The organism is Bradyrhizobium sp. USDA 3256, from assembly GCF_054058275.1.
The window spans coordinates 8,495,006-8,520,712 of the sequence record NZ_JBSSAE010000002.1; the positions used below are offsets into that span (position 1 = coordinate 8,495,006).

The following is a 25,707-nucleotide window of genomic DNA, read 5'->3' on the forward strand; positions in this document are numbered from 1 at the left end:
GGCATACGAAGCGAATGTGTGACTCACAGAGCCCGCAACAATTTCACCGTCGTCCCGGCGAAGGCCGGGACCCATTACCACGAATGCGAATTGTTGCGCGACGCCGGGGCCATAACCTGTTTTCGACAACGCATCCCTGTGGTTATGGTCCCGGCCCCCGTGCGCAATTGCGCACTACGTCGGGACGACGGCGGGGGGCTTGTTGAGTGCAATCCTCACATCAGCCGCATGCCCTTGAAGCTGGTATGCCCGTTCTTGCCGACGATGATGTGGTCGTGCACGGCTATCCCGAGCGGCTTTGCGATGTCGACGATGGCCTTCGTCATCTGGATGTCGGCCTGCGACGGCGTCGGGTCGCCGGACGGATGGTTGTGCACCAGGATCAGCGCGGTGGCGGACAATTCCAGCGCGCGCTTGATCACCTCGCGCGGATAGACCGGGGTGTGATCGACGGTGCCGGTCTGCTGCACCTCGTCGGCGATCAGCTGGTTGCGCTTGTCGAGGAACAACAGGCGGAACTGCTCCTTGTCGGCGAACGCCATGCCGGTGCGGCAATAGTCGATGACGTCGTTCCAGGACGACAGCGCGATGTTGCGCCTGATCTCGCCCTTGGCGATCCGGCCGGCGGCGGCGGCGAGCAGCTTGAGCTGGTTGACCGAGGCATCCTTGACGCCCTCGACCTCGCGCAGCCGCGCCACCGGCGCGTGCACCACCTCGGCGAACGAGCCGAACTTCTTCAACAGCGCCTTGGCCAACGGCTTGGTGTCGCGGCGCGGGATCGCGGCGAACAGCGCCATCTCCAAGAGCTCATAGTCGGTCAGCGCGTCGGGCCCGGCCGCATAGAAGCGCTCGCGCAGCCGTTCGCGATGGCCGTGATAATGCGGCGTCTCGTCGGGCTGATCGGGGCTGTCACTGGCTTTGGCGGGCATCGGCCACAACCATGCCGTGCTCGCGGCGATTTGCAAGAGCCGATGCAACTGCCCGGTTTGCCACGATGCTTCGGGCGAATTACCGTCGGCTGCAACGGTTCGAGAGCAAGAGGGGGAGGGCGGCGTGACTTCATTCAAGGTGATCCGCTCGCGCGCCGAGAAGCGCAAGGGCGGGCCGAAGGCGCTGGAGAAGCTGCTGCGGCCGCCGGCGGGCGCCAAGGCGCTGGCCAAGCTCGGCGACGACCGCGTGCTGGCCGAGATGACCAGGCGCGTGTTCTGCGCGGGCTTTGCCTGGAGCGTGATCGACGCCAAATGGCCGGGCTTCGAGGAGGCGTTCCTCGGCTTTCAGCCCGCCAAGCTCGCCTTCAAGCCCGACGAATTCTGGGAGAAGCTGGTCAGCGACGCCAGGATCGTGCGCAACGGCGCCAAGATCATGTCGGTGCGCGACAACGGCCGCTTCGTGCAGGAGATCGCGCGCGAGCACGGCAGCTTCGGAAAATTCCTTAGCGCCTGGCCGTCATCGGATGAGGTCGGACTGCTGGAACTATTGGCGAAGCGCGGCAGCCGGCTCGGCGGCAACACCGGACAGATGCTGCTGCGCTTCCTCGGTTGGGACGGCTTCGTCACCTCGCGCGACGTGGTCGCCTGCTTGCGCGATGCCGGCCTCGATATCGCCGAGGAGGTCAAGTCGAAGCGCGATCTCGCCAAGGTGCAGGCGCAGTTCAATGCCTGGGCGGAGGAGACCGGACTGTCCTATCTGCATCTGTCGCGGATCTGCGCGATGTCGATCGGAGAGAACCATACGCCCGAGGAGATCATCGAGCGCACGCGCAGCGACTTCTGACGAGGACGGTTACAGCTGAAACCCGATTAGACCTGGACCCACGGCTTCTCGCCATGGCGCTCGGACAGCGTGAAGATCTCGACGCCGTCGGCGGTGACGCCGACCGAGTGCTCGAACTGCGCCGACAGCGAACGGTCGCGGGTCACCGCGGTCCAGCCGTCGGACAGGATCTTCACATGCGGCTTGCCGAGATTGATCATCGGCTCGATCGTGAAGAACATGCCGGGCTTCAGCGGCGCGCCTTCGCCGGGGCGGCCGATGTGGATGATGTTCGGCTCGTCGTGGAACAGGCGGCCGAGGCCGTGGCCGCAGAAGTCGCGCACCACGCTCATGCCTTGCGGTTCGACATAGCTCTGGATGGCGTGGCCGATATCGCCGGTGGTGGCGCCGGGCTTCACCGCGGCGATGCCGCGCATCATCGCCTCATAGGTCACCTCGATCAGCCGCTCGGCCTTCCGCGCGATGGCGCCGATCGCATACATGCGGCTGGAGTCGCCGTACCAGCCATCGACGATGAAGGTGACGTCGACATTGACGATGTCGCCTTCCTTCAGCGGGCGGTCGCCCGGCATGCCGTGGCAGACCACGTGATTGATCGAGGTGCAGGTCGAGTAGCGATAGCCGCGATACATCAGCGTCGCCGGATAGGCGCCGTGGTCGAAGGCGAACTTGCGAACGAACTCGTCGATGACCGAAGTCGGGATGCCCGGCTTGACGATGTCGGTGAGCGCGTCGAGGCATTTCGACACCAAGGCGCCCGCCTTGCGCATGCCGGCAAAGCCGCTCGGTCCGTGCAGCTTGATCTGACCGGTCTTGCGAAGCGAGGTGTCGGTGGCGTCGATATAGCTCATGGGCGGGCTGTTTCTGCGGGCAAGGGGCTGATTTCAGGCCCTAATTTAATGATCGGCGCGCCCGGCGCAAGCCAAGCTTGGCCATGGGGACATGTCCAAACGGCTTGATTTTTCAGGCCATATCCGGAACAGCGGCCGCCGCTCCTGAGAAAAAACGGTGCGCAAGCGCTAATTGGAGACCTCGACCACGCTCTCGACCGGCAGCGCGCCGCCGCGGATGCGGAGTTCCCGCACCGGGTAGGGCACCCTGATGCCCTCCTGCTTGAAGGCGTCCCACAGCGACAGCATGACGTCGCTCTTCACATTGTCCATGCCGTCGGGGTCGGCGATCCAGAAGGTCAGGGAGAATTTCATCCCGGCCTCGGCGAACTCGGTCAGGATGCAGTTCGGGGTCCGCCCCTTGGTGGCGCGCGGATGGGCCGCCGCGGTCGTGATCGCGAGCTTGCAGACCTGCCGCGGATTGGCGTCGTAATTGGTGGAGAAGGCGATCTTCACCAGCGTGTTCTTGTCGGTATAGGTCCAGTTGGTGACCTTCTGCGTCACCAGGTCCTCGTTCGGGATCAGGAACTCGCGGCCGTCGCCGGCGGCGACCGAGATGTAGCGGGTCTTCATCGCGCTGATCCGGCCCGAATTGTCGCCGATCGTGACGAGATCGCCGGGCTTGACCGATTTGTCGACCAACAGGATCAGGCCGCTGATGAAATTGGCGACGATCTTCTGCAGGCCGAGACCGATGCCGACGCCGGCCGCGCCGGTGAACACTGCGAGCGCGGAGAGGTTGATGCCGACCGCGCCAAGCGCGATCACGATCGCCGTCACCATCAATCCGATACGGATGATCTTGACCAGCAGCACCTGGATCGACGGCGTCAGATCGGTGGCGCGGTTGATGCGGCTCTCGGCGAAATTGCCGGCGAGGTTGGTCAGCCACAGCGCCACGATCAGGAGCGCGCCGGCCTTGATCAGCAGCAGCGGGGAAAGCCGCAAGCCGCCGACCACGACCGCATACGCATCCAGCGTGTCGGCCGCCCAATCGAGTTGGCCGATGATGCTGAGCGCGGCGACCAGCCAGGCCGCGATCGAGACTGTTTTCACGATGAAGGCGTTGTCGATCACCGAGGTGACGAGGCGGATCACCAGCCAGGCCAGCGCCAGCTTGGCGGAGACCGCGATCAGATAGCTGCGGCTCGGCCAGGTCGCGTGCCACATCACGATGCGGGAGATGATCATCAGGACCGCGAACACGGCGGTGGAAGCGCTCTTCACCATCACGCGGGCGAAGTGCCGGAGCGGCAGCGGCCAGCGCATCGCCAGCGACGACATGTCGACCCGTGCATGAATGGCGGTGTCGGCGGCGTAGGCGAGGCCCGCGGCGGCGAGGATGATGCCGAATTGCAGATAGAACCAGGGCGAGGCGACCTCGGCGCCGACCGAGCGCGCCGCCATTTGGATCGATTCGAGGACGTCCTTCCAGTTCATGTCCATCGGCAAAATCTCAACTCGAAGCGCGGGTCAGCCAAATGTGATTCGAAAGCCCAGCGAGAATCCCACAAAGGCGCGCACGCGACCATCGATACAACACAGTGTCGGGGCGACCTAGGGCTGATGAGACCGGGCACATTGCCGCTTATGTCAGAAATCGGTTGGCGTCCCAGTGTGGCGACGATAAGGATGCAATTGCAAGTATTTGAGACCTCCGAAGGCGCATGGCATCCCTCGACTCCGTCAGTATAGCGATCCTGCTCGGTGCGGTGCTGGTGATGGCCGGCATCCTGTCGAGCCTGCTGGCCTTGCGGTTCGGCGCTCCCTTGCTGCTGGTGTTCTTGCTGGTCGGCATGCTGGCGGGCGATTCGGGCCCCGGCCGGCTGCAGTTCGACGACGTCCGCACCACCTATCTGGTCGGCTCGGTGGCGCTGGCGCTGATCCTGTTCGACGGCGGATTGAAGACGCGGTTCGCCAGCATCCGCACCGTGCTGGCGCCCTCGATGATGCTGGCGACCGCCGGCGTGCTGTTGACCGCGCTGATCACGGCGCCGGTCGCCCGTTTTGTGCTCGACCTCAACTGGACCGAGTCGCTGTTGGTCGGCGCCGTCGTGGCCTCGACCGACGCGGCTGCCGTGTTCCTGCTGGTACACACCCAGGGCCTGCGCCTGCGCCCGCGCGTCGGCGCGACGCTGGAGGCGGAATCCGGCACCAACGATCCGTTCGCGATCTTCCTCACCTTGATGCTGGTCGAGTTCATCTCGATCGGCCAGAGCTCGGCCTCGCACATCGCGCTGGAGTTCATCCAGGAGGCCGTGTTCGGCGCCATTATCGGGGTGATCGGCGGCCGGCTGGTGGTGATCGCGCTGAACTATGTGGCGCTGCCGCAGGGCCTGCATGCGCCGTTCGTGACCACAGCGGCACTGGTGATCTTCGGCGGCTCGCAGATCGTGCACGCCTCGGGATTCCTCGCGGTCTATCTCGCCGGTATCATCATCGGCAACCGGCCGACCCGCGCGCATAATTCGGTGGTGACGTTCCTCGACGCCGCGACCTGGCTGGCGCAGATCGTGATGTTCGTGCTGCTCGGCCTCTTGGTCTCGCCGCATCGCCTGCTCTCCAGCGCCGGCGGCGCCGTGCTGGTGGCGTTCGCGCTGATGCTGGTGGCGCGGCCGCTGGCGGTGCTGATCTGCCTCGCACCGTTCAAGTTCAACTGGCGGGAGAAGGTCTTCATCGCCTGGACCGGCCTGCGCGGCGCGGTCGCGATCTTCCTCGCCTCGATCCCGATGCTGGTCGGTCTGTCGAAGGCCTATCTCTATTTCGATGTCGCCTTCGTCGTCGTCATCATCTCGCTGCTGTTGCAGGGCTGGACGCTGGCGCCGGCGGCGCGGCGGCTGCATGTCGCGCTGCCGCGCGCCGAACGCGGCCCGCGCCGCGTCGAGCTCGATTTGCCCGGCCAACTCGAGCAGCAGCTGGTCGGTTATCCGGTGCGGCCGAAGAGCCTGTACTTCCGCCGCGGGCTGATCCCGTCCTGGTCGAAGCCGACGCTGGTGATCCGCGACGAGCGGATCCTGACGCCGACCGAGGCCGATCCGGTCGCGCCCGGCGACTACATCTATCTGCTGGCGCCGCCGGAGCGCGCCGAGGCGCTCGACCGCTTCTTCGTCGACATGGCGCCGTCGAGCGCGCCCGATCCGCATCTGCTCGGCGACTTCATGGTGTCGGCGGAGCATACGATCGGCGAACTCGCCGAGATCTACGGCGTCAAGGTCGACGAGCACCAGGCCAAGCTGACGCTCGCCGACTATTTCGACATCAATCTCGACCGCGCGCCGAAGGAAGGGGCCGAACTGGCGCTCGGCGAGATCGTGCTGGTGGCGCGCAGCATCAGCGGCGGCCGCGTCAACGTCGTCGGCCTGCGCCTGCCGGAGGAAGAGGAGAAGGTCGCGCCGCAAACGCGGATGCAGATCGTCAAGCGCAAGCTCGCCGATATCTGGGCGTCGGTGGCGGGTGTCTGAGCCGCGCCGTTAGGTCTTGCGCAGGAAGTTCGAATCCGGTGCGAACTTCCTGATCATGTCGGACAGCCCGTCGTCGGCCGGTGGACCGGATGGGCCCTTGGACGCCGCGTCCGGCTTGGCCTCGCCCTTGATTTTCTGACCGGAAATCTCGGCCAGCGCCGCGAGCAGCGTCTCGTCGAGATTATCGGCCGCTGTCTTCGCAGGTGGTGTCGTCGCAGCTGGCGTCTTGGCGGGCGCAGCGGGAGCCGGCGGAGGCGGCGTCGGTGGGGCGGCGGGCCCGACCGCGCGGATTTCGGGCTCGGGCCTTGCCGGCGGTGCTGACTCCGGTGCCGGCTTGGACGCATCCTTGGATGCATCCTTAGGGGTGTCCTTGGGGGCGTCCGCGCGCCGGGCGGCGGCCTCGCCGACGGCGGCGATCAACGATGCTTCGAGGTCGGCGGGCGTGTCGGCCGGCATGGGCGGCGGTGTAGCCGGCATCGGCGGCGGTGTGACCGGCACCGGCGGTGGCCCGGCGGGCTTCGCGTCCCGGGTGGCGCGACCGAACTGCGGTTCCCGCTGGCTCGCCGCCTGCGGCCGGCCGTCGGTGGCCTTACCCGGCTTGAAGAGACCGGCGCGTTCGGCGGCCATCTTGGCGGAAGCCTCCTCGACCGTGGCGAGCAGGGACGCTTCGAGCGCGTTTGCGCGATTGCTTGGCGAAGTCGCGGGCTTGGCGGCAGGGATGGTCACCTGCTTCGGCTGCGGCGGGGGCGGAAGCGGCGGTGGCCGCGATGCTTCGACTGGTGCGGGCTGCGGCGGGCTCGGCTGACCGTCCCGGGCGCGCGCGATGATGCCGTCGACGATCGCCCCCAGGCGGCCCTTGTCGGGGGCGGCCAAATAGCTCACCGCCAGTTCGTCGACATATTGCGGGCCGTAATCGGCGAGCACATTGGCGATCTGGGCGAGATCAGGATCGCTCTCGACCAGCCGGCGCCAGGCCTCCCCGTCGTAAGTCTCCCGGTCGTAGGCTGCGTCGCCCTTCTGGTCGGGCCAGGCCACCCGGCGCGGCTGACGCTGCCCGGTATCCTGGCCTGCGATCGGGTCGCGGGTCGGCGGTTGCAGCCCGTCGCTGAGGCGCGGCGGGGTAAATCCCGAGGCGCCAGCCGGCACGGCAGCATCGGCCGGACGCCGGCGCCGCTCGTCGACCTGCAGCGCGATCAGGCCGACGCCCATCAGCAGGAAGCCGAGCGCGGCCCACGAAATCGTGGCGCACAGCAGCCCGCCGATCAGCAGCAACACCCAGCCAGTCAGTCGCACAAATTCACCTTTCCCCATGCCCGATCGGACGTCCCGACGCGGGCCTAGCAGACAAGATAGGCTATCTTATGCCGACTTTCGGAAAAACGGCCAGCTACCCGCCCGCCGTCAGCACCTTGACACCGCCGAACGCGGTCACCTGGCCGCGGCGCAGCATCACGATCTGGGTGGCGAGCTGGCGCAGCTCGGCCGCGTCGTGGCTGACATAGACCATCGGGACCCCGGCTTCGTCGCGCAGCCGGACCAGATAGGGCAGGATTTCGAGCTTGCGGCTTTCGTCGAGCGCGCCCAGCGGCTCGTCGAGCAGCAGCAGCCGCGGCTTGGACAGCAGCGCCCGGCCGAGCGCGACGCGCTGGCGCTCGCCGCCGGAGAGCTTTCCGGGTCGGCGGTCGAGCAGGGCGCCGATGTCGAGCAGGTCGACGACGCGCCGGTGTTGGGCGGGATCCTCGGTGAGGCCGTTCATGCGGCGGCCGTAGTCGAGGTTCTGGCGGACATCGAGATGCGGAAACAGCCGCGCGTCCTGGAACACGTAACCGATGCGGCGGCGCCAGCTCGGGACGTGGATGCCGGTCGCGGTATCGTCGACGGTCTCGCCGTCGATCACGATGGTGCCGCGGTCGGGACGCAACAGGCCCGCGATGGTGTTGATCAGCGAGGTCTTGCCGGAGCCGGACGCGCCGAACAGACCGGTGACGCGGCCCTCGCTGGTGAACGAGGCCGCAAGCGAGAACTCGCCGAGCTGCTTGGTGATGTCGACGCGCAGCATGGCTATTGCCCGTGCAGGCGCGCGGTGGCGCGACGCGCGAACACTTCAGCCGCGACCAGTGCGCCGACCGCGAGCACGATCGAGATGATCACGAGCCGCGCGGCGGCGGTGTCGCCATCCGGCGTCTGGATCAGCGAATAGATCGCCGACGAAATGGTCTGGGTCTCGCCGGGAATGTTGGAGACGAAGGTGATGGTCGCGCCGAACTCGCCGATCGCCTTGGCAAAGCCGAGTACCATGCCGGCCAGCACGCCGGGCAGCGCCAGCGGCAGCGTCACCGTTGCGAACACCCGCCACGGCGCGGCGCCGAGCGTCTCGGCCGCCTGCTCGAGGCGGCGGTCGACGGCCTCGATCGAGAGACGGATCGGCCGCACCAGCAGCGGAAACGACATCACGCCGCAGGCGAGCGCCGCGCCGGTCCAGCGGAACGCGAACACGATGCCGAGGTGGTCGGCCAGCCAGCCGCCGACCAGGCCGCGCCTGCCGAAGGTCAGCAGCAGCAGATAGCCGGTGACGACGGGCGGCAGCACCAGCGGCAGATGCACGGCGGCATCGAGCAGCGACTTGCCCCAGAAATCGCGCCGCGCCAGCAGCCAGGCAAGCGCTACCCCGAACGGGGTCGCCACCAGTGTTGCGATGACGGCGACCCGCAGCGACAGCAGGATCGCCGTCCATTCGGCCGGCGAGATCTCGAACACGCTTAGGTCGTCGGGCTGATCAGGAACTTGAAGCCGTATTTCTCGAGGATCGTCTTCGCCGCGGACGAGCGCAGGAAGGCAAGGTACTCGGCGGCCTCCGGCTTCGCGGTCGTGGTCGCCGCGACCGGATAGATGATCGCCGGATGGGTGTCGGCCGGGAAGGTGCCGACGATCTTGACGCCCGGCTCGACCTTGGCGTCGGTCGAATAGACGATGCCGAGCACGGCTTCGCCGCGCGCCACCAGCGTCAATGCCGCGCGCACGCTCTCGGCCATCGCGAATTTCGGCTCCGCCGCCTGCCAGGCGCCGAGCTTTTCCAGCGCAGCCTTGGCGTATTTGCCGACCGGCACCGCCTTGACGTCGCCGGTCGCGATCCTGCCGTCGCCGGCGAGCTTGGCGAGATCGAAGCCCGGTCCGATGTTGACGTTGTCGATCTTGGAATCCTTCGGCGCGATCAGCACGATCGAGTTGCCGAGCAGGTTCACCCGCGTCGCTTCATTGATGTTCTTCTGCTTGATCGCATAGTCCATCCAGTCGGTGTCGGCGGAGACGAACACGTCGGCCGGCGCGCCCTGCTCGATCTGTTTTGCCAATGCCGAGCTCGCGGCATAGCTGGCGGTGATCTTGACGCCGGTCTTGGCGGTATAGGCTGCATCGATGTCGTCGAGCGCGTTCTTCATCGAGGCGGCGGCAAACACGGTGAGCGTCTTGTCCTCCGCGCTCGCGGGCGAATGCAGCGCGCCGAGCAGGATGACGAAGGCGGTGAAAAGTCCGGCAAGTCGTGACATGGAAAGCGCTCCGTGCGAGTTCACGCGCGAACGGGCGCGCAAATCAGGCGTTGAGTGGGGTCTGGCCTGCGACGGACGGAAGCGCTGTTCCGCTGGGTCCCCGATGGACTTACGGTCCTCAGGGATATCGCACTGCAAACATAGCAGGCTGGGGCTTACGGTAAAGGCGACCGTTTGTCTAACCGTTCGTCCTATTCATCCGCCGGCTGGATCGCGATCGACAGCGAGTTCTCTTTTGAGCCGCTGACCTGCAGCACGAAGGGGCTGGCGGCGAGGTCATATTTCACGGTCTTGCGGATACCGTCGCAATCGGTCGCGCCGCTGAACGCCTTTGGCTTCAGGACATGCCCGTCCTGCACCAGGTCGACCCAGGCCCCGGCCGACAGGCTGACGGTATAGAGTCCGGCCTTCGGCGCGGCCTTGAAGCTGGTGAAACCGGCGAAGGTGCCCTCCTTCGGCGCGCGCTCCGGCGGCGTCGGCAATTTGGCGTCGCCGGGGGCCACCAGCGCCAGCGTGATCGCGGTCGCCGGCAGCGCCGTCTGCTCGCTCCCCGATACGACCTTGGCGCGATCGGACGCGGTCAGCGCGGCGCGTGCGCGCTCGATCGACCATTTGAACTTGTCACAGCCGCTCGGCTCCTCCGCCGCGAAAGCGGAAGTCGAGACGAGCACGAGCGATGCGGCGAGGAGCGATTTGCGCATGTCTGGTCCATTCATGATGACGGATAGATAGATCAGCCGCCCCGATCCACCGCCCGCACGCGCTTACGGCGCGACGGCAGGAGATCATATCGCAGTTCGAGCCGGCCGGCATAGCCGCCTGACAAAGATGTTATTGCCCTGGCAGCTGCTGTTTCGCGTCGGGGGCGTTGAGCACCATCCTGCAGTCAGCCGGCATCTGCGCCAGCGTCATCGGCGGGCGGGGTTTCGGCGGCTTCGGCGGAGGCTTCGGGTGCAGCACCGAATCCTTGAACCAGAAGGCGAGATCGGACGGCTTGCAGCCTTCGCCCTCCGCTTGCGGCTTCTGTCCCTCGCAGGCGGGGCTGCCGGGCGGACATCGCATGCGAATGTGGAAGTGGTAGTCGTGGCCCCACCACGGCCGGATCTTCGACAGCCAGCCGCGATCGCCCTTGGCCTCGCGGCACAGCGCCTTCTTGATCGCGGGATTGACGAAGATGCGCTGCACCGCCGGCTCCCCGCGCCGCGTCGCGGATGACGAGCACGTGGCCCGGCGTGAAGACGCGCGGATCGATGTCGAGCCGGTCGTCGCGCACCATCATCACCGCCGACATCTCCTCGCGGTCCTCGCGCGACAATTTGCGATCGGGCATCGGCGTCAGCCAGACGTCGGCGTCGAGTCCGATCTGGTGGCTGGCGTGACCGGAGAGCGCGGGGCCGCCGCGCGGCTGGCCGATATCGCCGACCAGGATGCCCGGCCAGCCGGCGTCCTTGTGCGCGTTGGCCGCCAGCCGCTTCAGCAGCGCGATCATGTTGGGGTGACCCCAGTAGCGGTTGCGCGACAGGCGCATCACCTGCCAGGTCTCGCCGTTGAGCGGCATCTGCGCGGCGCCGGCGAGACAACCCTTGGTGTAGCCGCCGATCGACCGGGTCGGCAACGCCGCCGGCAAAACCTTGCGCGCGAACAGCTGCTTCGCCCCGATCTTCGGATCGTCAGGGTTGGCGAGCGGCGGCAGCGGCTGTGGATTGAGCGAGCCCCTGTCCTGCGCCCGCGCGGAGATGGTGCAGGCGACGAGGGCGAAGATCAGGAGTGGGAACAGACGCAGGCGGGGTGTCATTCGGATCACTCTGTCGGCGCAAGGCTAGCATGGATTCGGAGCAGGCGGACCGCGCTTTCATCCCATTCGCTTGATCGCCCACAGGGTGGATTAAGATTACCCGCGGCTTCCAGGCTCCGATGTGAGCCACGCCACTTTACAAGCGCACGTTGTGGGCGACATCATGTCCGCAATAATTTCAGGGTAGGCGTTATTGTGACGAGCGTATCGTGCGTACGGCTGGCGTTTGCCGCCGCGATTGCCGCGCCGATTTTGGCGCTCTCGCCGGCGCGGGCCGATGTCGTCGTTCACATCGATAAATCATCGCAGCGCATGGCGGTCAGCGTCGATGGCGCGAGACGCTACAACTGGCCGGTGTCGACCGGCCGCCGCGGCTATGGCACGCCGAGTGGGGTATTCCGTCCGCAGATGCTGGCGCGCCGCTGGTACTCGAAGAAGTACTATAACTCGCCGATGCCGCACTCGATCTTCTTCCACCGCGGCTTTGCCATCCATGGAACATACGAACTCACGCGCCTTGGCGGGCCGGCCTCGCATGGCTGCGTGCGCCTGCATCCCTCGCACGCAGCCCAGCTCTATGGGCTGGTCGAGCGCAACGGCCGCGGCGGCACGCGCATCGAGATCACCAACTAAAGCATGATCCGGAAAAGTGCGAAGCGGTTTTCCGAAAAGATCATGCTCAAACAAAGAGCTAAGGCGCGATGACGATTCAACCTAATCTCATCGCGCTTTAAGGTATGATCCGGCAAAATCCGAAGGCTGAGGCGCGTCGCACTTTAACCGCGCGATAACCCTGCCGCACGCTGACGAACATTGATGCGCTTGAAGCGTCTTCGGCGCATTCAATGTGCAATCGCGCGCCGATTTACGCTTCCTTCACCAAGCGCCGGCGCTTCCACGCTGCGAATCTGTGCCGTGCGCCGCTGGCGCGCCGGGAGCAGACTCGCGCCCGGCGTGAATTCGCCTGCAAAGCAGGCATGCAAGGGCTTCTGAGGCAGCGCAGCTACGCGCCAAGAGATACCAATTTTTCAGAGACTTATCGCAGATATATCGCCGAACTGGAATGCGCGTGGGGCGTGCGATGCCGATGATGCGGCCGAAGAAAAACACCAAGAAACCGAACCAGGCCAAACTGTCCCGTCCTCGGGGCCGCCGGCCCACACCGATGCCGAAAGTGTCGGGCAGATCGCGCCGCCCCGCGGTCGAGATCGGCGAACTGGTGCGCCAGCGCGCGCAGGCCGAGGCCGCGATCGCCGAGGCGCGCAAATCCAACGCGCGGCTGCGTGAGGCGATCGACATCCTGCCGCAGGGCATCGTGTTCCTGGACCACGAAGGCCGTTACACGCTCTGGAACAAGAAATACTCGGAAATCTACAAGCGCAGCTCCGATCTGTTCGAGCACGGTGCGCGTCTGGAAGACACCATCCGTATCGGCGTCGCGCGCGGCGATTATCCGGAGGCCGCCGGCCGCGAGGAGGAGTGGATCGCCGAACGGCTCAAGAAGATGTACCAGCCCGGCGCGCGGCACGAGCAGGTGCTGGCCGACGGCCGCGTCGTGCTGATCGAGGAGCGGCTGACCTCGGATGGCGGCATCGTCGGCCTGCGGGTCGACATCACCGAGCTGAAGCAGCGCGAGGCGTCGTTCCGCCTGCTGTTCGACGGCAATCCGGTGCCGATGATCCTGTGCGCGCTCGACGGCGAGCGGATCCTCGCCGTCAACGACGCCGCGATCGCGCATTACGGCTACGTCCGCGCCGAATTCGAGCGGATGACGATCAGGAGCCTGCAGGCGTTCGATGCTGACCTGCCTTGGGCGGCGGGCCGCAGCAGCGACGAGCAGGCGGCGCGGACCTGGAAGCATGTCCGCGCCGACGGCAGGCTGATCGACCTTGCGATCTATTCGCGCCAGCTGATGCATGGCGACCAGCCGGCGATGCTGCTCGCGCTGATGGATATCACGGAACGCAAGCGCGCCGAGGCGCGGCTCGCCTTCATGGCCCAGCACGACAGCCTGACCGGCCTGCCCAACCGCAATCTGCTACGCCAGCAGATGGACGAGATGCTGCAGCACACCCGCCGCTCCACCGACAAGGTCGCGGTGCTGATGCTGGGTCTCGACAATTTCAAGGCGGTCAACGAGACGCTCGGTCACGGCATCGGCGACAAGCTGCTGCGCGCGGTGGCAAAGCGCCTCCGCTCGACGCTGCGCGAGGAAGATGCGCTGGCCCGTCTCAACTCCGATGAGTTCACCATCGTGCAGGGCGGCGTGATGCGGCCCGAGGACGCGGTGCTGCTGGCGCGGCGGATCTTGGATGCGATCGGCGAGCCCTATCTGCTCGAGGGGCACTCGGTGGTGATCGGCGCCAGCATCGGGATCGCGATGTCGCCCGGCGACGGCGAGGATTCCGAAAAGCTGTTGAAGAGCGCCGACATGGCCTTGTCGCGCGCCAAGAGCGAATTCCGCGGCACCTTCTCCTTCTTCGAGGCGGAGATGGACGCGCGCGCCCAAAGCCGCCGCAAGATCGAGATCGACCTGCGCGATGCGATCCAGAACGAAGATCTGCGGCCCTATTACCAGCCGCTGGTCGATCTTGCGACCGGGCGCATCACCGGCTTCGAGGCGCTGGTGCGCTGGCCGCATCCGGAGCGCGGCATGATCTCGCCGGGCGAGTTCATCCCGGTGGCGGAGGAGACCGGGCTGATCAATCCGTTGGGCGCGCTGATGCTGCATCGTGCCTGCATGGACGCGGCGCAATGGCCTGACGACGTGCGCGTCGCGGTCAATCTGTCGCCGCTGCAATTCCGCACCGGCAATCTGCTGGCGCTGGTCACCGACGCGCTGCGGCAATCCGGCCTGCCGGCGCGGCGGCTCGAGCTCGAGATCACCGAGACGCTGCTGCTCGAGAAGAGTAGCCAGGTGCTGGCGACGCTGCATGCGCTGCGCGCGCTCGGGGTGCGGATGTCGATGGACGATTTCGGCACCGGCTATTCCAGCCTCAGCTATCTGCGCAGCTTCCCGTTTGACAAGATCAAGATCGACCAGTCGTTCGTGCGCGACCTCGGCGCGAACCCGGACGCGCAGGCGATCGTGCGCTCGATCGTCAGTCTCGGCATCGGGCTCGGCGTCACCATCACCGCCGAGGGCGTCGAGACCGAGGCGGAGTTGAGCCGTCTGCGCGCCGAAGGTTGCCACGAGGGCCAGGGTTTCCTGTTCAGCCGCGCCCGGCCGAACGCCGAGGTCGTCAGCCTGCTGAAGGCGCAGCGCGTGGCGACCGCGCTGGTGGCGTAGTGGAGCCTAGAGGAAGAGATGTTACCTCGAATCGAGCGACGGGCTCCCCTTACCTCGCCCCGCGTGCGGGGAGAGGCATAGGCCGCCTTCGGCGGCCGTTCTTGGCAACGCCGAAGCAGAGCTTCGGCTATGACGCATCGTTAGATGCGTTCCGGGTGAGGGGGATTCTCCGCGAACGCAGCTATCACCGAATGTGCGGAGACGGCCCCTCACCCCAACCCTCTCCCCGTAAGAACGGGGAGAGGGAGCGCACCGCCGCGCTTTTCACGTCCTACGATTCTTTCTTGTTGAGGTGATAAGTCAGCGCCAGCGCCACGCAGTGGCGCAGCGCTACCTCCGGCAGCTTGCCCGCGACATCGAGCAGGATGGCGCGGTTGCCGCTGTAGCTGAGCTCTGGATAGAGCTCGCGGAAGGTCTCGACCAGATTGGTCTGGCAGTGGAAGTAGACCGCGACGCGGTCGGTGGCCGGCTTCACCTGATCGATCCGGACCGTGCTGCCGCTGCCGGTCTCAGGCGTGAGGTAGCTCGGCTGGCCCCACTTCAATGTCTCTTCCAGCGCGCCGACGCCTTTGGTCGCCTTCGCAGTCTCGAAGATGAGGCGCCGCAGCGCCAGCAGCCTGGCCCTGACGGGGGCAGGGTACGCGTCGAACAGCGCAACTGCCGGTTTGGTGTGCGGCCGTCGCGCTGCCTTGCTGGTCGATGCTGGCGGCTTGCGCATGGTGGGCTCCGCGAGGACGACGTATCCACGTCTATCTATCACAGCGCCTTGAAGATCATATAGACCGCCATCAGCGAGATGAAGACGATCATCGCGCTGCGCAACCGCGCGCGGTCGATGCGGTTGGCGGCGCGGGCGCCGAGATCAGTGCCGGCCAGCAGGCCGACGATAACGCCCGCCAGCACCGGCCATGATGCGAGCGAGCCCTCGCTCCAATAGATCCAGGCCGAGGGGATGGTGGTCGGGATCAGCGACATCACGAGGCTGGCCATCTGCGCCTGATGCTGCGGCACCCCGAGCACGGCGCTCAGTCCGACCACGGTCGCCAGCCCGCCGCCGATGCCGAGAAAGCCCGACGACAGGCCTGCCAGCAGCCCGACAATGAGCAGCGCCGCCCAGGATATGTCGCGCGCGGTGCCCTTGTCGTCGTGCTTCGCCTGGTCGCGTCCGCCGCGCAGGATCAGCATCGCGTCGAGCACGACGAGATAGGCTACATAAGTCCAGCGCAGCGCGGACTCGACGACATGGTTGGCGGCGAGCGCGCCGGCCGCTCCGCCGGCGACGAAGCCGACTGTCAGCAGCGCGATCCAGCGCAATGGTGTGCGGTTGCCGCTTTGCCAATAGCGCCGGATCCCGGTGAGGCTGGTCGGCGGCACCTGCGCGACCAGCGAGATGCCTTGCGCGACATGCTGGCCGGCGCCGAGCAGCAGCACCAAGAACACGACCAGTCCGCCGCCGGGGCTGACGCCGAGCAGCCCGGCGGTGAGGCCGCCGGCGAGGCCCGTGCCGATGCCGGCGAGGAGGTCGTGGATGATCACCGCATCCCCCATCAGCGCCTGGCGGCAAGGCCGGCAAGGAAGATGTCGAAGGCGTGCATCGCCTCCGCGGTCGAGACGGTTTCGCCCCACAGCCGTTGCAGCACGATGCCCTGGAACATCGCCACCATCGCCCGCGCCGCGCCGCGTGGCTGCACGTGAGGATCGATCGCGCCGCTTTTCTGGCCGCGCCGCAGCAGGTCCACGATCAGGGCGATCGGCTGGCGGATTCCGCTCGTCACCTGGTCGCGGACCACGTCGTCGCGCAGCGCCTCGGCCCAGAGCTGCAACGCGACGCGGCGGGCGCGCAGGCCTTCTTCCTTCTGCAGGTCGCCGAGAAGGGCGCGGGCGATCGACCGCAGGCTCTGCAACACATCGTCCGGTGGATCCTTGAGCGCCAGCAGCGCGCTGTCGCGGCCATGGCGGCTTTCGCCGATCGCCTGGATCAGTTCTTCCTTGCTGGTGAAATGCCCGTAGATGCAGCCGGCGCTGAGCCCGGACTGCTTGATGACGTCCTGGATCGTGGTCTGGTGAAATCCCTGGCGCGCAAAGCAGATCTCCGCGGCCTGCAAAATCTCCTCGCGGCGGATCGCCAGGGTCTCGGGTTTCACCTTCGGCATTGTGGGGTCCTTGTCCGGTCGCGGCCGGCCGACGCGGCGGGCTTGACGATCATTCGCCGCTATTATAAAGAACGAATATTCATTTTGTAAAGAGGAGCATTCGGCATGATCGGCTTTGCAAAGCTTCTGTGGCATCCGGGCGCGGCTGAGATGGCTCACGTCGAGCTGCCGTCGACCGGCGCGCGGATCGCGTTCCTGCTCGCGTCGTTCGCGATCGTGCTGCTGTTCGAGGCCGCGTTTCCGCTATTCAGCTATGGCCGCAGCGACCGGCTGCGCAATATCGGCCGCAACGCCGCCATCACCGTGATCTTCGTCGGCGTGAACCTGCTGCTCAGCCCGCTGTCGCCGCTGGCCGCGCAATGGACGTTGGATGCGAAATTCGGCCTGTCGCACTGGCTCGGCCTGTCACCCCTGAAACAGCTCCTGCTCGGCATCATCGGGCTCGACCTGTTCGCTTATTTCGCCCATGTCTCCATGCACAAGCTCGGCTGGATGTGGCGCTTCCACCGCATGCACCACGCCGACCGCTTCGTCGACGTCACGACGGCGTTCCGCGAGCATCCCGGCGAGACGCTGTGGCGGATCGGCTGGCACATCGCAGGCGTGCTGGTGTTCGGAACGCCGGCCTGGGTGCTGGTCAGCTATCTGACGCTGTCGGCGTTGAACGCCCAGTTCGAGCACGCCAACATCCGCCTGCCAGAGCGGCTCGACCGCTGGCTGCGGCTCGTCTTCGTGACGCCGAACATGCACAAGATGCATCATTCGCGTCATCAGCCGGAAACCGACAGCAATTATTCCAACCTGCTCTCGATCTGGGACCGGCTCGGCGGCACCTATCATCGCGGTCCGCGCTTCGCCGAGCTGCGCTACGGCCTCGACGGCTTCGACGATCCCGAGAAGCAGTCGCTGCGCGGACTGCTGAAGATGCCGTTCATGCGCGACTGGGGCCGGACTGGGGCAGGGCCGGACGACGAGGCGGAGCGATCGGCTCCGCCGCCGGTACTGCCCTGGCCGTGACTTGAAGCCATGCAATGCGGCTCTAGGCGGCGTTGCGCAGTCCGGCGAGGAAGGTGTCGACGCTGTGCGACAGCGCGGCGGCGTGATCGCCGAGCTGGCCGGACGTATCCAGCACATTGCCGGTGAGGGCCCGCGACTGGCCGGCGGCCTGGCTCGCGCCCGCGATATTGGCGGAGACCTCGACGGTCCCGGTGGAGGCCTGCTGTACGCTGCGGGCAATCTCTCGCGTCGCCGAGTCCTGCTGCTCGACGGCGGCCGCGATCGCGGTGGCGATACCCGAGATCTCCCGGATGGTACCGCTGATGTCGCCGATCGCGCTGACGCAGTTGCCGGTGGCTGACTGGATTGCGCCGACCTGGCCGGCGATCTCCTCGGTCGCCTTCGCGGTCTGGCTCGCCAGGTCCTTCACCTCGGCGGCGACCACGGCAAAGCCGCGGCCGGCCTCGCCGGCGCGCGCGGCCTCGATGGTGGCGTTGAGGGCCAGCAGATTGGTTTGGCTCGCGATCGCGCTGATCAGGCGCAGCACGTCGCCGATCTTCTCTGCCGATGCGGCAAGGCTGGTCACCATCTCGGTGGTCTCCATGGCCTTGGTCACGGCGCTGTCGGCGACACGGCTGGAATGGGTGACCTGGCGGCCGATCTCGGTGATCGACGACGCCAGCTCTTCGGTTGCGGCGGCGACCGCATTGACGCTGGCCGAGGCTTCCTCGGACGCCACGGCTGCCGCCGAGGTCCGTTCGGAGGCGCCGTTGACGCTGGCGGTGATCTCGCCCGCGACGCGCTGCATGTCGCCCGAGGACTGCGCGACGGCGGCGACCATGCCCTTGACGTCGGCTTCGAAACGATCGGCCATCTGCCGCTGCAAGGCCTGCTTGTCGGCCTCCGCCTTCACCTTGTCGGCCTCCTGCGCCTCGCGCAGCGAGGAGGTTTCGACCATGCTGCGGCGGAACACATCGACCGCCTTCGCCATCGTGCCGAGCTCGTCGCGGCGCTCGCTGCCGGGGATCGTGACGCTGGTGTCGCCGCTGGACAGGCGGTTCATGACCGCGGTGATCGCGGTGAGCGGCCGTGACAGGCCGCGGCCGAGCAGGAACGCGAGCAGCACGGCGGCGGCCATGATCGCGACCACGCCGAGGATCAGATTGCGCTGCGCGCTCGCGGCGGCGGCTTCATAGTCGCTGGTGTCCTTGACGATCTCGAGCACGGCAACCGGTTCGCCGGCGTAGTTTTTGATCTGTCCGAGATAGAGCTCGACCGCATGGCCGTCGAGAACAGCGTCACGCAGCAGGGCCGCGCCGTTCATGACGCGCTTGAGCTCGTCCTGGGTCGCGACCACGGTGTCGCCGAAGGTCGAGGACAGCCGCTTGAAGCTCTGGCCGTCGAAGGAATGTACGGCAAGGTCGATGCCGAAGCGCTTCTTGGCGCGGTCGACGAATTCCTTGCCGAAGGCGGCGCCGACGTCGACATTGGCCAGCGTCTTGCCCTCGTGCATGATCGGGGTCATGCCGAAGATCGACAGCGCCTCGCGGCCGGGCTCGACGCCGACGATCGGCTTGCCGGTCCTGTTCGATTCCACCACCGTCGTGCGCCGCGTCGAGGCGTCATCGCCGAATGTCTTCGGCGCATGCACCCGGTAGAAGCTGGTCGCCGGGGGCTGCCAGAACGAGATCAGCGGGATGCCCTGCGCCTTCATCGACGCCCAGGAGGCGCCGAGCAGCTTTCCGAGGCCGTCGCGGTCGCCTTTGGCGATGGCGTCCTCGACCGGCGGCAAGGCCGCGATGACCGCCGAGACCGCAAGCGCGGCGCGCCCCTCGTAGTCGATCGCCGCAATCACGCTGTCATATTGCAGCTTGAGCTGCTGATCGAGCGCGAGCCGGGTCAGCGCCCGCTGCTGGCTGATGGAGAAGCCGCCGAGGATGGCGCAGGCGACCGCAACGGTCAGTGAAATCGCCAGGATCAGGCGGGCGGCAATCGATCGAAGCGTGAACATGGGACCAGCGGAACTCCAGGCATTAGCGCCGTCCGCAACCTCTCAGAAAAAGCTTAACAACCGGATGTTGTCGCCGCCGGTATTCGTGCCGCAGCCGTGGCCGCCGGTGCCTACTTTCGTACCACGCGGCTCGGTGAGGGGAGCCTCGTGGGGCGGCGACCTCCACGCGGTCAGGGCGTATGTCTCGACGGACCATTTCTCTAACCGCTCGGAGTCGAACGAGCCTTTCGGTTTGCAGTACGATATGATGGACGCATACCCCTTCTTCTTGCCGATCGGGGCCAGATCGGTTCCTGATCAACCGGGTAGTCGCGTTGCGTGACAGCGGCGCAGTTCGCTGTCCGCTTCTGCTCTTAGCAGACATCACGGCGGTTAGTCGTCTTCCAGCTTCTGACCCTAGCGGAAGTCGGTGGGCAAAATTTGGCCGTCCACCGTCGGCAGGTATCGCAGCCATTCGCCGGATCGGATGCCTCGCGCGTCAATACCTCGGTGCGAGGCGACGTAGTCGATCTCGCCGCGCGTGGTGCCGATATCCACCAGCTCCCTGTCACTTAAGTTGGACAGGGCGTCGCGCAGTTTTTGGCGCTCGCGGCGCTCCTGAAAGGCATCCCAATATGTCCAGATGAAGCTGGCGACATGCTGGATCGATACGGATGTCCGTTCCAGCCACGTTGTGCCGTGCGTCGTGCTCATTGCGGTGTCTCCTGGGACGGCTTTTTTCACCGGCACGAGGGTGCCGCGAGATCGGCGGGCACGCTTGACCGGCAGCTTACATTTTCCTCACCGGCAGCTTATTCTTTCGATTTCCGGCGAGGCCCAAGCCAAGGGGATTCGCATCTTGCGCTATCTCTTCGAGGAGTATGCATTCGACCCTGACCGGCGCGAGTTGCATCGCGGGGCGGACGTCGTCTCCGTCGCACCACAGGTGTTTGATCTGCTGGATTATCTGATCCGCAACAGGGAGCGCGTCGTCAGCAAGGACGATCTCATCAATGCCATTTGGCGCGGGCGGAGCGTGTCCGACGCTGCGCTCACGACGCGCTTGAATGCTGCCCGCACTGCCGTCGGCGATTCCGGCGGAGAACAGAGATTGATCAAGACACTTCCGCGCAAGGGCTTCCGTTTCGTCGGAACTGTGCAGGAAGCAACGAGGCTCGTGGGCGGGGCAATCGGCGATGCTCCCGTGCAGGGGCCAACACTGAATCTTCCCTTCCCTGAGAAGGCCTCCGTGGCCGTTCTCCCCTTTACCAACCTCAGCTCCGATCCGGAACAGGATTACTTCGCCGATGGAATGGCCGAAGACATCATCACAGCGTTGTCTCGGTTCAAGGCCCTGTTCGTCATCGCACGCAACTCGAGCTTCACATACAGGGGGCGTCTCGTCGATGTTAAGCAAATCGGGCGCGAACTTGGGGTGCGCTACGTACTGGAAGGCAGTGTCCGAAAAGCTTTGGGCCGCATGCGCATCACCGGCCAGCTCATAGATTCCGCCACCGGGGCACATCTTTGGGCCGACCGATTTGAGGGCGAGCTCGGAAACGTCTTCGATCTGCAGGACCAGGTAACTGAGAGCGTCGTTGGAGCGATCGCCCCGACGGTTGAGAAAGCAGAGATTGAGCGCGCCAAGCGCAAGCCAACAGAAAGTCTCGACGCGTACACGGTCTATTTGCGCGGATTGGCCAGATTTTATCAGATCGATACCAACCGGCAGGCGATCGACGACGCATTGCGGCTATTCAACAGCGCGACTGAACTCGATCCGGATTTTGCGGCCGCGTACGGTCGTGCCGCCTCTTGCTACGCGTATGGCAAGGGCATTGGTTGGTTTTCAGGCGCCGCGGAAGAGATTGTGCGAGTAACACTGCTCGCTAGACGAGCAGCCGAGTTGGGCAAAGATGATGCAATCGCACTCAGTGCGAGCGGGTGGGCTTTCGCCTACATCGTTGGTGATTTCGAGCAAGGTGCCGCCTTGATCGACCACGCACTTTTGCTCAATGCCAATTTGGCCGAGGCGTGGCACTTTAGTGGTTGGGTTAAAAACTGGCTCTGCGAGCCGGATCCGGCACTCGAATGCTTCGCGCACGCCATGCGTCTGAACCCATTGGATTCGCGGATAGCGGGCATGCGAACCGGGACGGCATATGCGCACTTCCTGCTGGGCCGCTATGAAGAGGCAGCGTCGTGGGCGGCAATGGCGCTGCAATACAACCCAGAATTTCCCGCTGGATTGCGCGTGGCCGCCGCCAGCAACGCGATGGCCGGCCGCCCCGAACAGGCGCACAAGGCAATGGCGCGTCTTCGGCAACTCCATCCCGCGCTCCGGGTGTCCAGCATACGCGATCTGGTGCCTCATCGACGGGCCGATGACCTTGCGCGATTTGAAGAAGGATTGAGGAAAGCCGGATTGCCAGAGTAAGTTGGCGCGCGCAGTGCAGCGACATGTCTCGGGGCAGGGGAGGCCGGAGCGGGTCTCAAAGGGTCGCGAAGACCTTCTAGGTGAAGAAGTGATAAACGTAGTTCCCGCGAGCAAAATGCCTACCCACGCATCCTGCGCCAGGAGCGTGCAAAATCCCGAACCTTCGCCACAACGACATCCCAAATACGACCGGCCCGCCGGCGAACAGCGCCGGTGCGAGACCAACCAGATAGGTGAGTACGCCCTGGTTCAATCTGACTTCATCGCGCCTTGGCTTCTTCTTTAAGCATGATCTTTCCGGAAAGCCGCTTCGCACTTTTCCGGATCATGCTTCAGCGCGCGGTCGGCGGAGCGTCGAGATTGCCTGCCAAAATCGCCTTGCCGGCGTCCTCATACTGGGTGTCGCGGGCCTGGATCTGCTGCGCGATCGCGTGCATGTCGCGAAACCGCCGCTCGAACGGATTCTTGGCGAATACCGCCGTTGCCCCCGACATGTGATAGGCGATGTCGACCACCGAGGCCGACTGGTGGATGGTCCAGGTCGAGGCGATGCGGATCGCGACGCGATGTGCCTCGGTGATCGGGGCGCCGCTCGCGAGATCGCTCCAGACGTCGTGCGCCGTCGCGTATAGATAGGCGCGCGCGGCGCGCAGGCTGGCCTCGGTGCGGCCGATCTGGCCCTGCACGGCATTGTTGTCGCGCATCGCCTTGAGGCCTTGCGGGGTCTTGCCGCGGGCAAGCTCGGTCGCCGCGTCGAGCATGGCGCGCGCGACGCCGAGCGAGGTGGCGGCAAAGCCCATGCTGAACACCATGTTGGTGGAAAGCTTGTAGAGCGGGCCGCTCTCGCGGCACGCGGCGGGATCGTCGCGCAGCGCGGCGAATTTTTCCGGAATGAAGAGGTTGTCGACCGAATAGGAATCGGTGCCGGTGCCCTTCAGGCCGATCACGTCCCAGACGTCGTACATCACGGCCTGCGACATCGGGAACAGGATGGTGCGGATCTCCGGCGAACCGTCGGCCTTCTTGCGCGGTGAGCCGTCGGCCTCGACGACGCGGACATGGGCGCCGAGCCAGCTCGCCTGCCGTGAGCCCGAGGCGAAATCCCAGCGCGCGCTGGCGTGATAGCCGCCGGGCTCGGCACGAACCTCGTGGGCGATCGCGCCCCAGGCGAGAATGCCGGGCGCGGTGTTGAAGATCTCGTGGGCCGCGTCGGGCTCGAGATAGGCCGCGGTCATGGCACAGACGCTGCACTGGCCGAGGCACCAGGCCGTGGATGCATCGGCCTTGGCGATCTCCTCCTGCATCTGCATGAACGCGTCCAGCGTCGCCTCGGCGCCGCCAAAACGCTTCGGCAGCAATGCGCGATACAGCCCGTTCTCGACCAGCGCCGCGGTGACGGATGGCGTCAGCCGCCGTGTCCGTTCGATCTCGTCGGCTTCACTCGTGATCAGCGGCGCCAGCGCGCGCGCCCGCTCGACAAGGTCTACTCCCTGCGGCTTGTTCATGCGTGTCCTCGGCGCCTTCTGTCATTCTTGTTGGGCAGGCCAGGCGATGGTGGCGCATCCGGCAGGAGAGGGCAAGGCGGGACGGCGCCGATGCAGATCAGCTATCCATCCGCTGTGCGCGTGTGCGCGAGTGACGAATGCATCCGCGCTCAGGCGGCGGCGCGGCCGAGATCGAGCGACGGCTGGCGCTTGGTCGAGAAGCTCAGCGCCACGGCGACCGCGGCGAGGCCGATCGCGAAGGAACCGGCGTGCAGCCACGTATAGCCGTGGAACGTATCGAACACGTAACCGCCGGCCCACGGCCCGAGCGCCATGCCGAGGCTCGCGAAGGCCGACACCGCGCCGAACACGGTGCCCATGATGCGCGCGCCGAAGAACTCGCGCACCAGCACGGCGTAGAGCGGCATCACCCCGCCATAGGCGAGCCCGAACACGACAGACAGCGCGTAGAACTCGCCGAGCTGCGCCACCGCGAGATAGGTCGCGATCGACAGCGCCTGCACCAGGAGGCCGCCGACCAGGACCGGCTTGGCGCCGAGCCGGTCGGCGAGCACGCCGAGCAGCAGCCGGCCGCCGAGCCCGGAGAAGCCGGCGAGGCTGTAGACCGTGACGGCGGTGAGCGGCGCGATGCCGCACACCATGGCGTAGGACACCATGTGGAAGATCGGGCCGGAATGCGCCGCGCAGCAGGCGAAATGCGCCAGTGCCAGCGTCATGAATTGCGGCGTGCGCAGCGCCTGCGCCGCGGTCCATTCGGTCTGCGGCGCGTTCGCGGCGGTCGGGATTGCGACGTCCGTTCCCTGCGGCGCCGGGCGCACCAGGAACGACGCGGGGATCAGCAGCGCCCATGCGGCGATGCCGATCACGAGCATCGCGAAGCGCCAGTCATAGGCCGTGATCAGCCAGCTTGCCGACGGCGCGACGGTCAGCGGCGACACGCCCATGCCGGCCGACACCAGCGCAACGGCGAGGCTGCGATGCTTGTCGATCCAGGCGCTGGCGAGCGCCATCATCGGCGCATAGAAGCTGCCGGCGGCGATCCCGATCAGCACGCCGAAGCAGAGCTGGAATTGCCACAGGCTCTGCGCCTGGCTTGCCGTCACCAGACCAAGCCCGAGCAGCAGGCTGCCCGCCAGCACCACGATGCGGGTGCCGAAGCGGTCGGACAGCGCGCCCCAGGCGAACGCCGCAAAACCCATGCAGAGGAAATCCAGCGTCGCCGCCGCCGAGACGCCGGCGCGCGACCAGCCCATCGCATCCGAGATCGGCTGCAGGAATACCGCGAGCGACAGCATGGTGCCGAAGCCGACGCAGGTCATCAGTGCGCCCGCGCCGACGACGACCCAGCCATAATCCAACCGAGCGGCCTTGCTCATGCGTTTCCCCGGCGCTGTTGTTTGTTGTGGTGCGCACAGGGAGGATGCTGGCCTATCTGAGGTCCAGGGGCAACATGACGGGCAACATGCCTCTCATTCCGGGATCAGCGGATTGTGCGTTGCATGCGCAGGATGTCGCAGCGACGCGCCGCTAGCCGCACTGCCAGGCCCGCCCGATCGGCGTCCAGGTCCAGCACGGGCCAAAACTGCCGCCATTGTAGCGGCCGCGGTAGAATCCGGGGCGGCCGAAATAGTACCAATCCCCGCCATACCAATATTGCGGCGAGTAGTCCGGGTAGCCGCGAGCCGCGCCGCGCGGGCCGAACACCGGAATGGTTTGGTTCGGCGGCTGCCGGTAGCCGGGCAGGAAGCCATAGCCGTGCCAGCGGGTGCCGTGCCGCTTCTTCGAGGAGGCGGCCGAGCTCAGATCCGGCTGCAGTAGTGCGAGGATGACGATAAGGAGGGACGGGATGCGCAACATGATCGCAGTCTAGTCG

General features: G+C 66.1%; 22 protein-coding genes and 1 pseudogene. 6 read left to right on the forward strand and 17 right to left on the reverse strand.

Annotation, left to right across the window (positions count from 1 at the left end):
* Window positions 1–215 precede the first annotated feature (215 nt).
* On the reverse strand, window positions 216–929 hold the full coding sequence (radC, locus tag ACVWY5_RS41920) for a RadC family protein (RefSeq protein WP_028335894.1): 714 nt from the start codon (window positions 927–929) through the stop codon (window positions 216–218).
* 124 nt (window positions 930–1,053) lie between these two features.
* Between radC and ACVWY5_RS41925 the strand changes: the two genes are divergently transcribed.
* Window positions 1,054–1,773 (forward strand): DNA-3-methyladenine glycosylase I, encoded by a 720-nt coding sequence (locus tag ACVWY5_RS41925; protein WP_028335893.1) that lies wholly within the window; start codon window positions 1,054–1,056, stop codon window positions 1,771–1,773.
* Window positions 1,774–1,799: 26 nt separating this feature from the next.
* Here the strand turns inward: ACVWY5_RS41925 and map are convergent, their stop codons facing one another.
* Together map and ACVWY5_RS41935 are read right to left on the reverse strand one after the other, a co-directional pair.
* Window positions 1,800–2,624 (reverse strand): type I methionyl aminopeptidase, encoded by an 825-nt coding sequence (gene map / locus ACVWY5_RS41930; protein ID WP_016844429.1) that lies wholly within the window; start codon window positions 2,622–2,624, stop codon window positions 1,800–1,802.
* Window positions 2,625–2,792: 168 nt separating this feature from the next.
* The gene (locus tag ACVWY5_RS41935; RefSeq protein ID WP_028335892.1) at window positions 2,793–4,109 is read right to left on the reverse strand and encodes a mechanosensitive ion channel family protein; all 1,317 of its coding nucleotides are present in this window, start codon (window positions 4,107–4,109) and stop codon (window positions 2,793–2,795) included.
* A 221-nt stretch (window positions 4,110–4,330) separates the two neighbouring features.
* On the opposite strand from ACVWY5_RS41935, the gene ACVWY5_RS41940 reads away from it, so the two are divergent.
* Entirely contained in the window at window positions 4,331–6,124 is a 1,794-nt protein-coding gene (locus ACVWY5_RS41940; protein WP_028335891.1) for a potassium/proton antiporter, read from the forward strand.
* A gap of 9 nt (window positions 6,125–6,133) precedes the next feature.
* On the opposite strand, the gene ACVWY5_RS41945 is transcribed toward ACVWY5_RS41940, so the two are convergent.
* The 6 genes and pseudogenes from ACVWY5_RS41945 to mepA form a co-directional block, all read right to left on the reverse strand.
* The gene (locus ACVWY5_RS41945) at window positions 6,134–7,435 is read right to left on the reverse strand and encodes a hypothetical protein (protein ID WP_028335890.1); all 1,302 of its coding nucleotides are present in this window, start codon (window positions 7,433–7,435) and stop codon (window positions 6,134–6,136) included.
* Between the two features lie 76 nt (window positions 7,436–7,511).
* The gene (modC, locus tag ACVWY5_RS41950; RefSeq protein WP_028335889.1) at window positions 7,512–8,183 is read right to left on the reverse strand and encodes a molybdenum ABC transporter ATP-binding protein; all 672 of its coding nucleotides are present in this window, start codon (window positions 8,181–8,183) and stop codon (window positions 7,512–7,514) included.
* 2 nt (window positions 8,184–8,185) lie between these two features.
* The gene (gene modB, locus ACVWY5_RS41955; RefSeq protein ID WP_028335888.1) at window positions 8,186–8,881 is read right to left on the reverse strand and encodes a molybdate ABC transporter permease subunit; all 696 of its coding nucleotides are present in this window, start codon (window positions 8,879–8,881) and stop codon (window positions 8,186–8,188) included.
* A 2-nt stretch (window positions 8,882–8,883) separates the two neighbouring features.
* Window positions 8,884–9,669 (reverse strand): molybdate ABC transporter substrate-binding protein, encoded by a 786-nt coding sequence (modA, locus tag ACVWY5_RS41960; protein ID WP_028335887.1) that lies wholly within the window; start codon window positions 9,667–9,669, stop codon window positions 8,884–8,886.
* Between the two features lie 191 nt (window positions 9,670–9,860).
* Complete coding sequence (locus tag ACVWY5_RS41965; protein ID WP_028335886.1) at window positions 9,861–10,370, reverse strand: hypothetical protein; 510 nt, start codon at window positions 10,368–10,370, stop codon at window positions 9,861–9,863.
* Between the two features lie 130 nt (window positions 10,371–10,500).
* Window positions 10,501–11,464 (reverse strand): annotated as a pseudogene (mepA, locus tag ACVWY5_RS41970) (penicillin-insensitive murein endopeptidase).
* A gap of 252 nt (window positions 11,465–11,716) precedes the next feature.
* Here mepA and ACVWY5_RS41975 point away from each other — a divergent pair.
* Together ACVWY5_RS41975 and ACVWY5_RS41980 are read left to right on the forward strand one after the other, a co-directional pair.
* Window positions 11,717–12,097, forward strand: coding sequence for a L,D-transpeptidase (locus ACVWY5_RS41975; protein WP_051376247.1), 381 nt, complete (start codon window positions 11,717–11,719; stop codon window positions 12,095–12,097).
* A gap of 448 nt (window positions 12,098–12,545) precedes the next feature.
* A complete protein-coding gene (locus ACVWY5_RS41980; RefSeq protein ID WP_080667157.1) occupies window positions 12,546–14,753 on the forward strand; it encodes an EAL domain-containing protein in 2,208 nt (735 codons plus the stop codon).
* A 271-nt stretch (window positions 14,754–15,024) separates the two neighbouring features.
* Here the strand turns inward: ACVWY5_RS41980 and ACVWY5_RS41985 are convergent, their stop codons facing one another.
* From ACVWY5_RS41985 to ACVWY5_RS41995, 3 genes are read right to left on the reverse strand one after another with little or no spacing between them, the layout of a single operon-like run.
* Window positions 15,025–15,471, reverse strand: coding sequence for a DUF1801 domain-containing protein (locus ACVWY5_RS41985; protein WP_028335882.1), 447 nt, complete (start codon window positions 15,469–15,471; stop codon window positions 15,025–15,027).
* A 38-nt stretch (window positions 15,472–15,509) separates the two neighbouring features.
* Window positions 15,510–16,301 (reverse strand): sulfite exporter TauE/SafE family protein, encoded by a 792-nt coding sequence (locus ACVWY5_RS41990; RefSeq protein WP_038377721.1) that lies wholly within the window; start codon window positions 16,299–16,301, stop codon window positions 15,510–15,512.
* Complete coding sequence (locus ACVWY5_RS41995) at window positions 16,301–17,065, reverse strand: TetR/AcrR family transcriptional regulator (RefSeq protein WP_321176978.1); 765 nt, start codon at window positions 17,063–17,065, stop codon at window positions 16,301–16,303. Before ACVWY5_RS41995 ends, ACVWY5_RS41990 begins: the two co-directional genes overlap by 1 nt.
* On the opposite strand from ACVWY5_RS41995, the gene ACVWY5_RS42000 reads away from it, so the two are divergent.
* A complete protein-coding gene (locus tag ACVWY5_RS42000; protein WP_321176977.1) occupies window positions 17,057–17,923 on the forward strand; it encodes a sterol desaturase family protein in 867 nt (288 codons plus the stop codon). The two genes, ACVWY5_RS41995 and ACVWY5_RS42000, sit on opposite strands and share 9 nt — an antisense overlap.
* Window positions 17,924–17,945: 22 nt before the next feature.
* On the opposite strand, the gene ACVWY5_RS42005 is transcribed toward ACVWY5_RS42000, so the two are convergent.
* Together ACVWY5_RS42005 and ACVWY5_RS42010 are read right to left on the reverse strand one after the other, a co-directional pair.
* Complete coding sequence (locus ACVWY5_RS42005) at window positions 17,946–19,913, reverse strand: cache domain-containing protein (protein WP_028335878.1); 1,968 nt, start codon at window positions 19,911–19,913, stop codon at window positions 17,946–17,948.
* Between the two features lie 396 nt (window positions 19,914–20,309).
* On the reverse strand, window positions 20,310–20,606 hold the full coding sequence (locus ACVWY5_RS42010; protein WP_028335876.1) for a DUF1127 domain-containing protein: 297 nt from the start codon (window positions 20,604–20,606) through the stop codon (window positions 20,310–20,312).
* 145 nt (window positions 20,607–20,751) lie between these two features.
* Between ACVWY5_RS42010 and ACVWY5_RS42015 the strand changes: the two genes are divergently transcribed.
* Window positions 20,752–22,329, forward strand: coding sequence for a winged helix-turn-helix domain-containing tetratricopeptide repeat protein (locus ACVWY5_RS42015; RefSeq protein WP_028335875.1), 1,578 nt, complete (start codon window positions 20,752–20,754; stop codon window positions 22,327–22,329).
* A 332-nt stretch (window positions 22,330–22,661) separates the two neighbouring features.
* Here the strand turns inward: ACVWY5_RS42015 and ACVWY5_RS42020 are convergent, their stop codons facing one another.
* From ACVWY5_RS42020 to ACVWY5_RS42030, 3 genes are all read right to left on the reverse strand, one after another.
* Entirely contained in the window at window positions 22,662–23,834 is a 1,173-nt protein-coding gene (locus ACVWY5_RS42020; RefSeq protein WP_028335874.1) for an acyl-CoA dehydrogenase family protein, read from the reverse strand.
* Window positions 23,835–23,983: 149 nt separating this feature from the next.
* Window positions 23,984–25,210: an MFS transporter gene (locus ACVWY5_RS42025; RefSeq protein WP_028335873.1), complete on the reverse strand. Its 1,227-nt coding sequence runs from the start codon at window positions 25,208–25,210 to the stop codon at window positions 23,984–23,986.
* Window positions 25,211–25,361: 151 nt separating this feature from the next.
* Window positions 25,362–25,691: a hypothetical protein gene (locus ACVWY5_RS42030; protein ID WP_028335872.1), complete on the reverse strand. Its 330-nt coding sequence runs from the start codon at window positions 25,689–25,691 to the stop codon at window positions 25,362–25,364.
* Window positions 25,692–25,707: the final 16 nt, after the last annotated feature.

Coding starts and splice junctions, on each gene's coding strand:
- radC (WP_028335894.1), bottom strand. CDS start 929: ATGCCCGCCAAAGCCAGTGACAGCCCCGATCAGCCCGACGAGACGCCG.
- map (WP_016844429.1), bottom strand. CDS start 2,624: ATGAGCTATATCGACGCCACCGACACCTCGCTTCGCAAGACCGGTCAG.
- ACVWY5_RS41935 (WP_028335892.1), bottom strand. CDS start 4,109: ATGGACATGAACTGGAAGGACGTCCTCGAATCGATCCAAATGGCGGCG.
- ACVWY5_RS41940 (WP_028335891.1), top strand. CDS start 4,331: ATGGCATCCCTCGACTCCGTCAGTATAGCGATCCTGCTCGGTGCGGTG.
- ACVWY5_RS41945 (WP_028335890.1), bottom strand. CDS start 7,435: ATGGGGAAAGGTGAATTTGTGCGACTGACTGGCTGGGTGTTGCTGCTG.
- modC (WP_028335889.1), bottom strand. CDS start 8,183: ATGCTGCGCGTCGACATCACCAAGCAGCTCGGCGAGTTCTCGCTTGCG.
- modA (WP_028335887.1), bottom strand. CDS start 9,669: ATGTCACGACTTGCCGGACTTTTCACCGCCTTCGTCATCCTGCTCGGC.
- ACVWY5_RS41965 (WP_028335886.1), bottom strand. CDS start 10,370: ATGCGCAAATCGCTCCTCGCCGCATCGCTCGTGCTCGTCTCGACTTCC.
- ACVWY5_RS41980 (WP_080667157.1), top strand. CDS start 12,546: ATGCCGATGATGCGGCCGAAGAAAAACACCAAGAAACCGAACCAGGCC.
- ACVWY5_RS41985 (WP_028335882.1), bottom strand. CDS start 15,471: ATGCGCAAGCCGCCAGCATCGACCAGCAAGGCAGCGCGACGGCCGCAC.
- ACVWY5_RS41990 (WP_038377721.1), bottom strand. CDS start 16,301: ATGGGGGATGCGGTGATCATCCACGACCTCCTCGCCGGCATCGGCACG.
- ACVWY5_RS42000 (WP_321176977.1), top strand. CDS start 17,057: ATGGCTCACGTCGAGCTGCCGTCGACCGGCGCGCGGATCGCGTTCCTG.
- ACVWY5_RS42005 (WP_028335878.1), bottom strand. CDS start 19,913: ATGTTCACGCTTCGATCGATTGCCGCCCGCCTGATCCTGGCGATTTCA.
- ACVWY5_RS42010 (WP_028335876.1), bottom strand. CDS start 20,606: ATGAGCACGACGCACGGCACAACGTGGCTGGAACGGACATCCGTATCG.
- ACVWY5_RS42020 (WP_028335874.1), bottom strand. CDS start 23,834: ATGAACAAGCCGCAGGGAGTAGACCTTGTCGAGCGGGCGCGCGCGCTG.
- ACVWY5_RS42025 (WP_028335873.1), bottom strand. CDS start 25,210: ATGAGCAAGGCCGCTCGGTTGGATTATGGCTGGGTCGTCGTCGGCGCG.
- ACVWY5_RS42030 (WP_028335872.1), bottom strand. CDS start 25,691: ATGTTGCGCATCCCGTCCCTCCTTATCGTCATCCTCGCACTACTGCAG.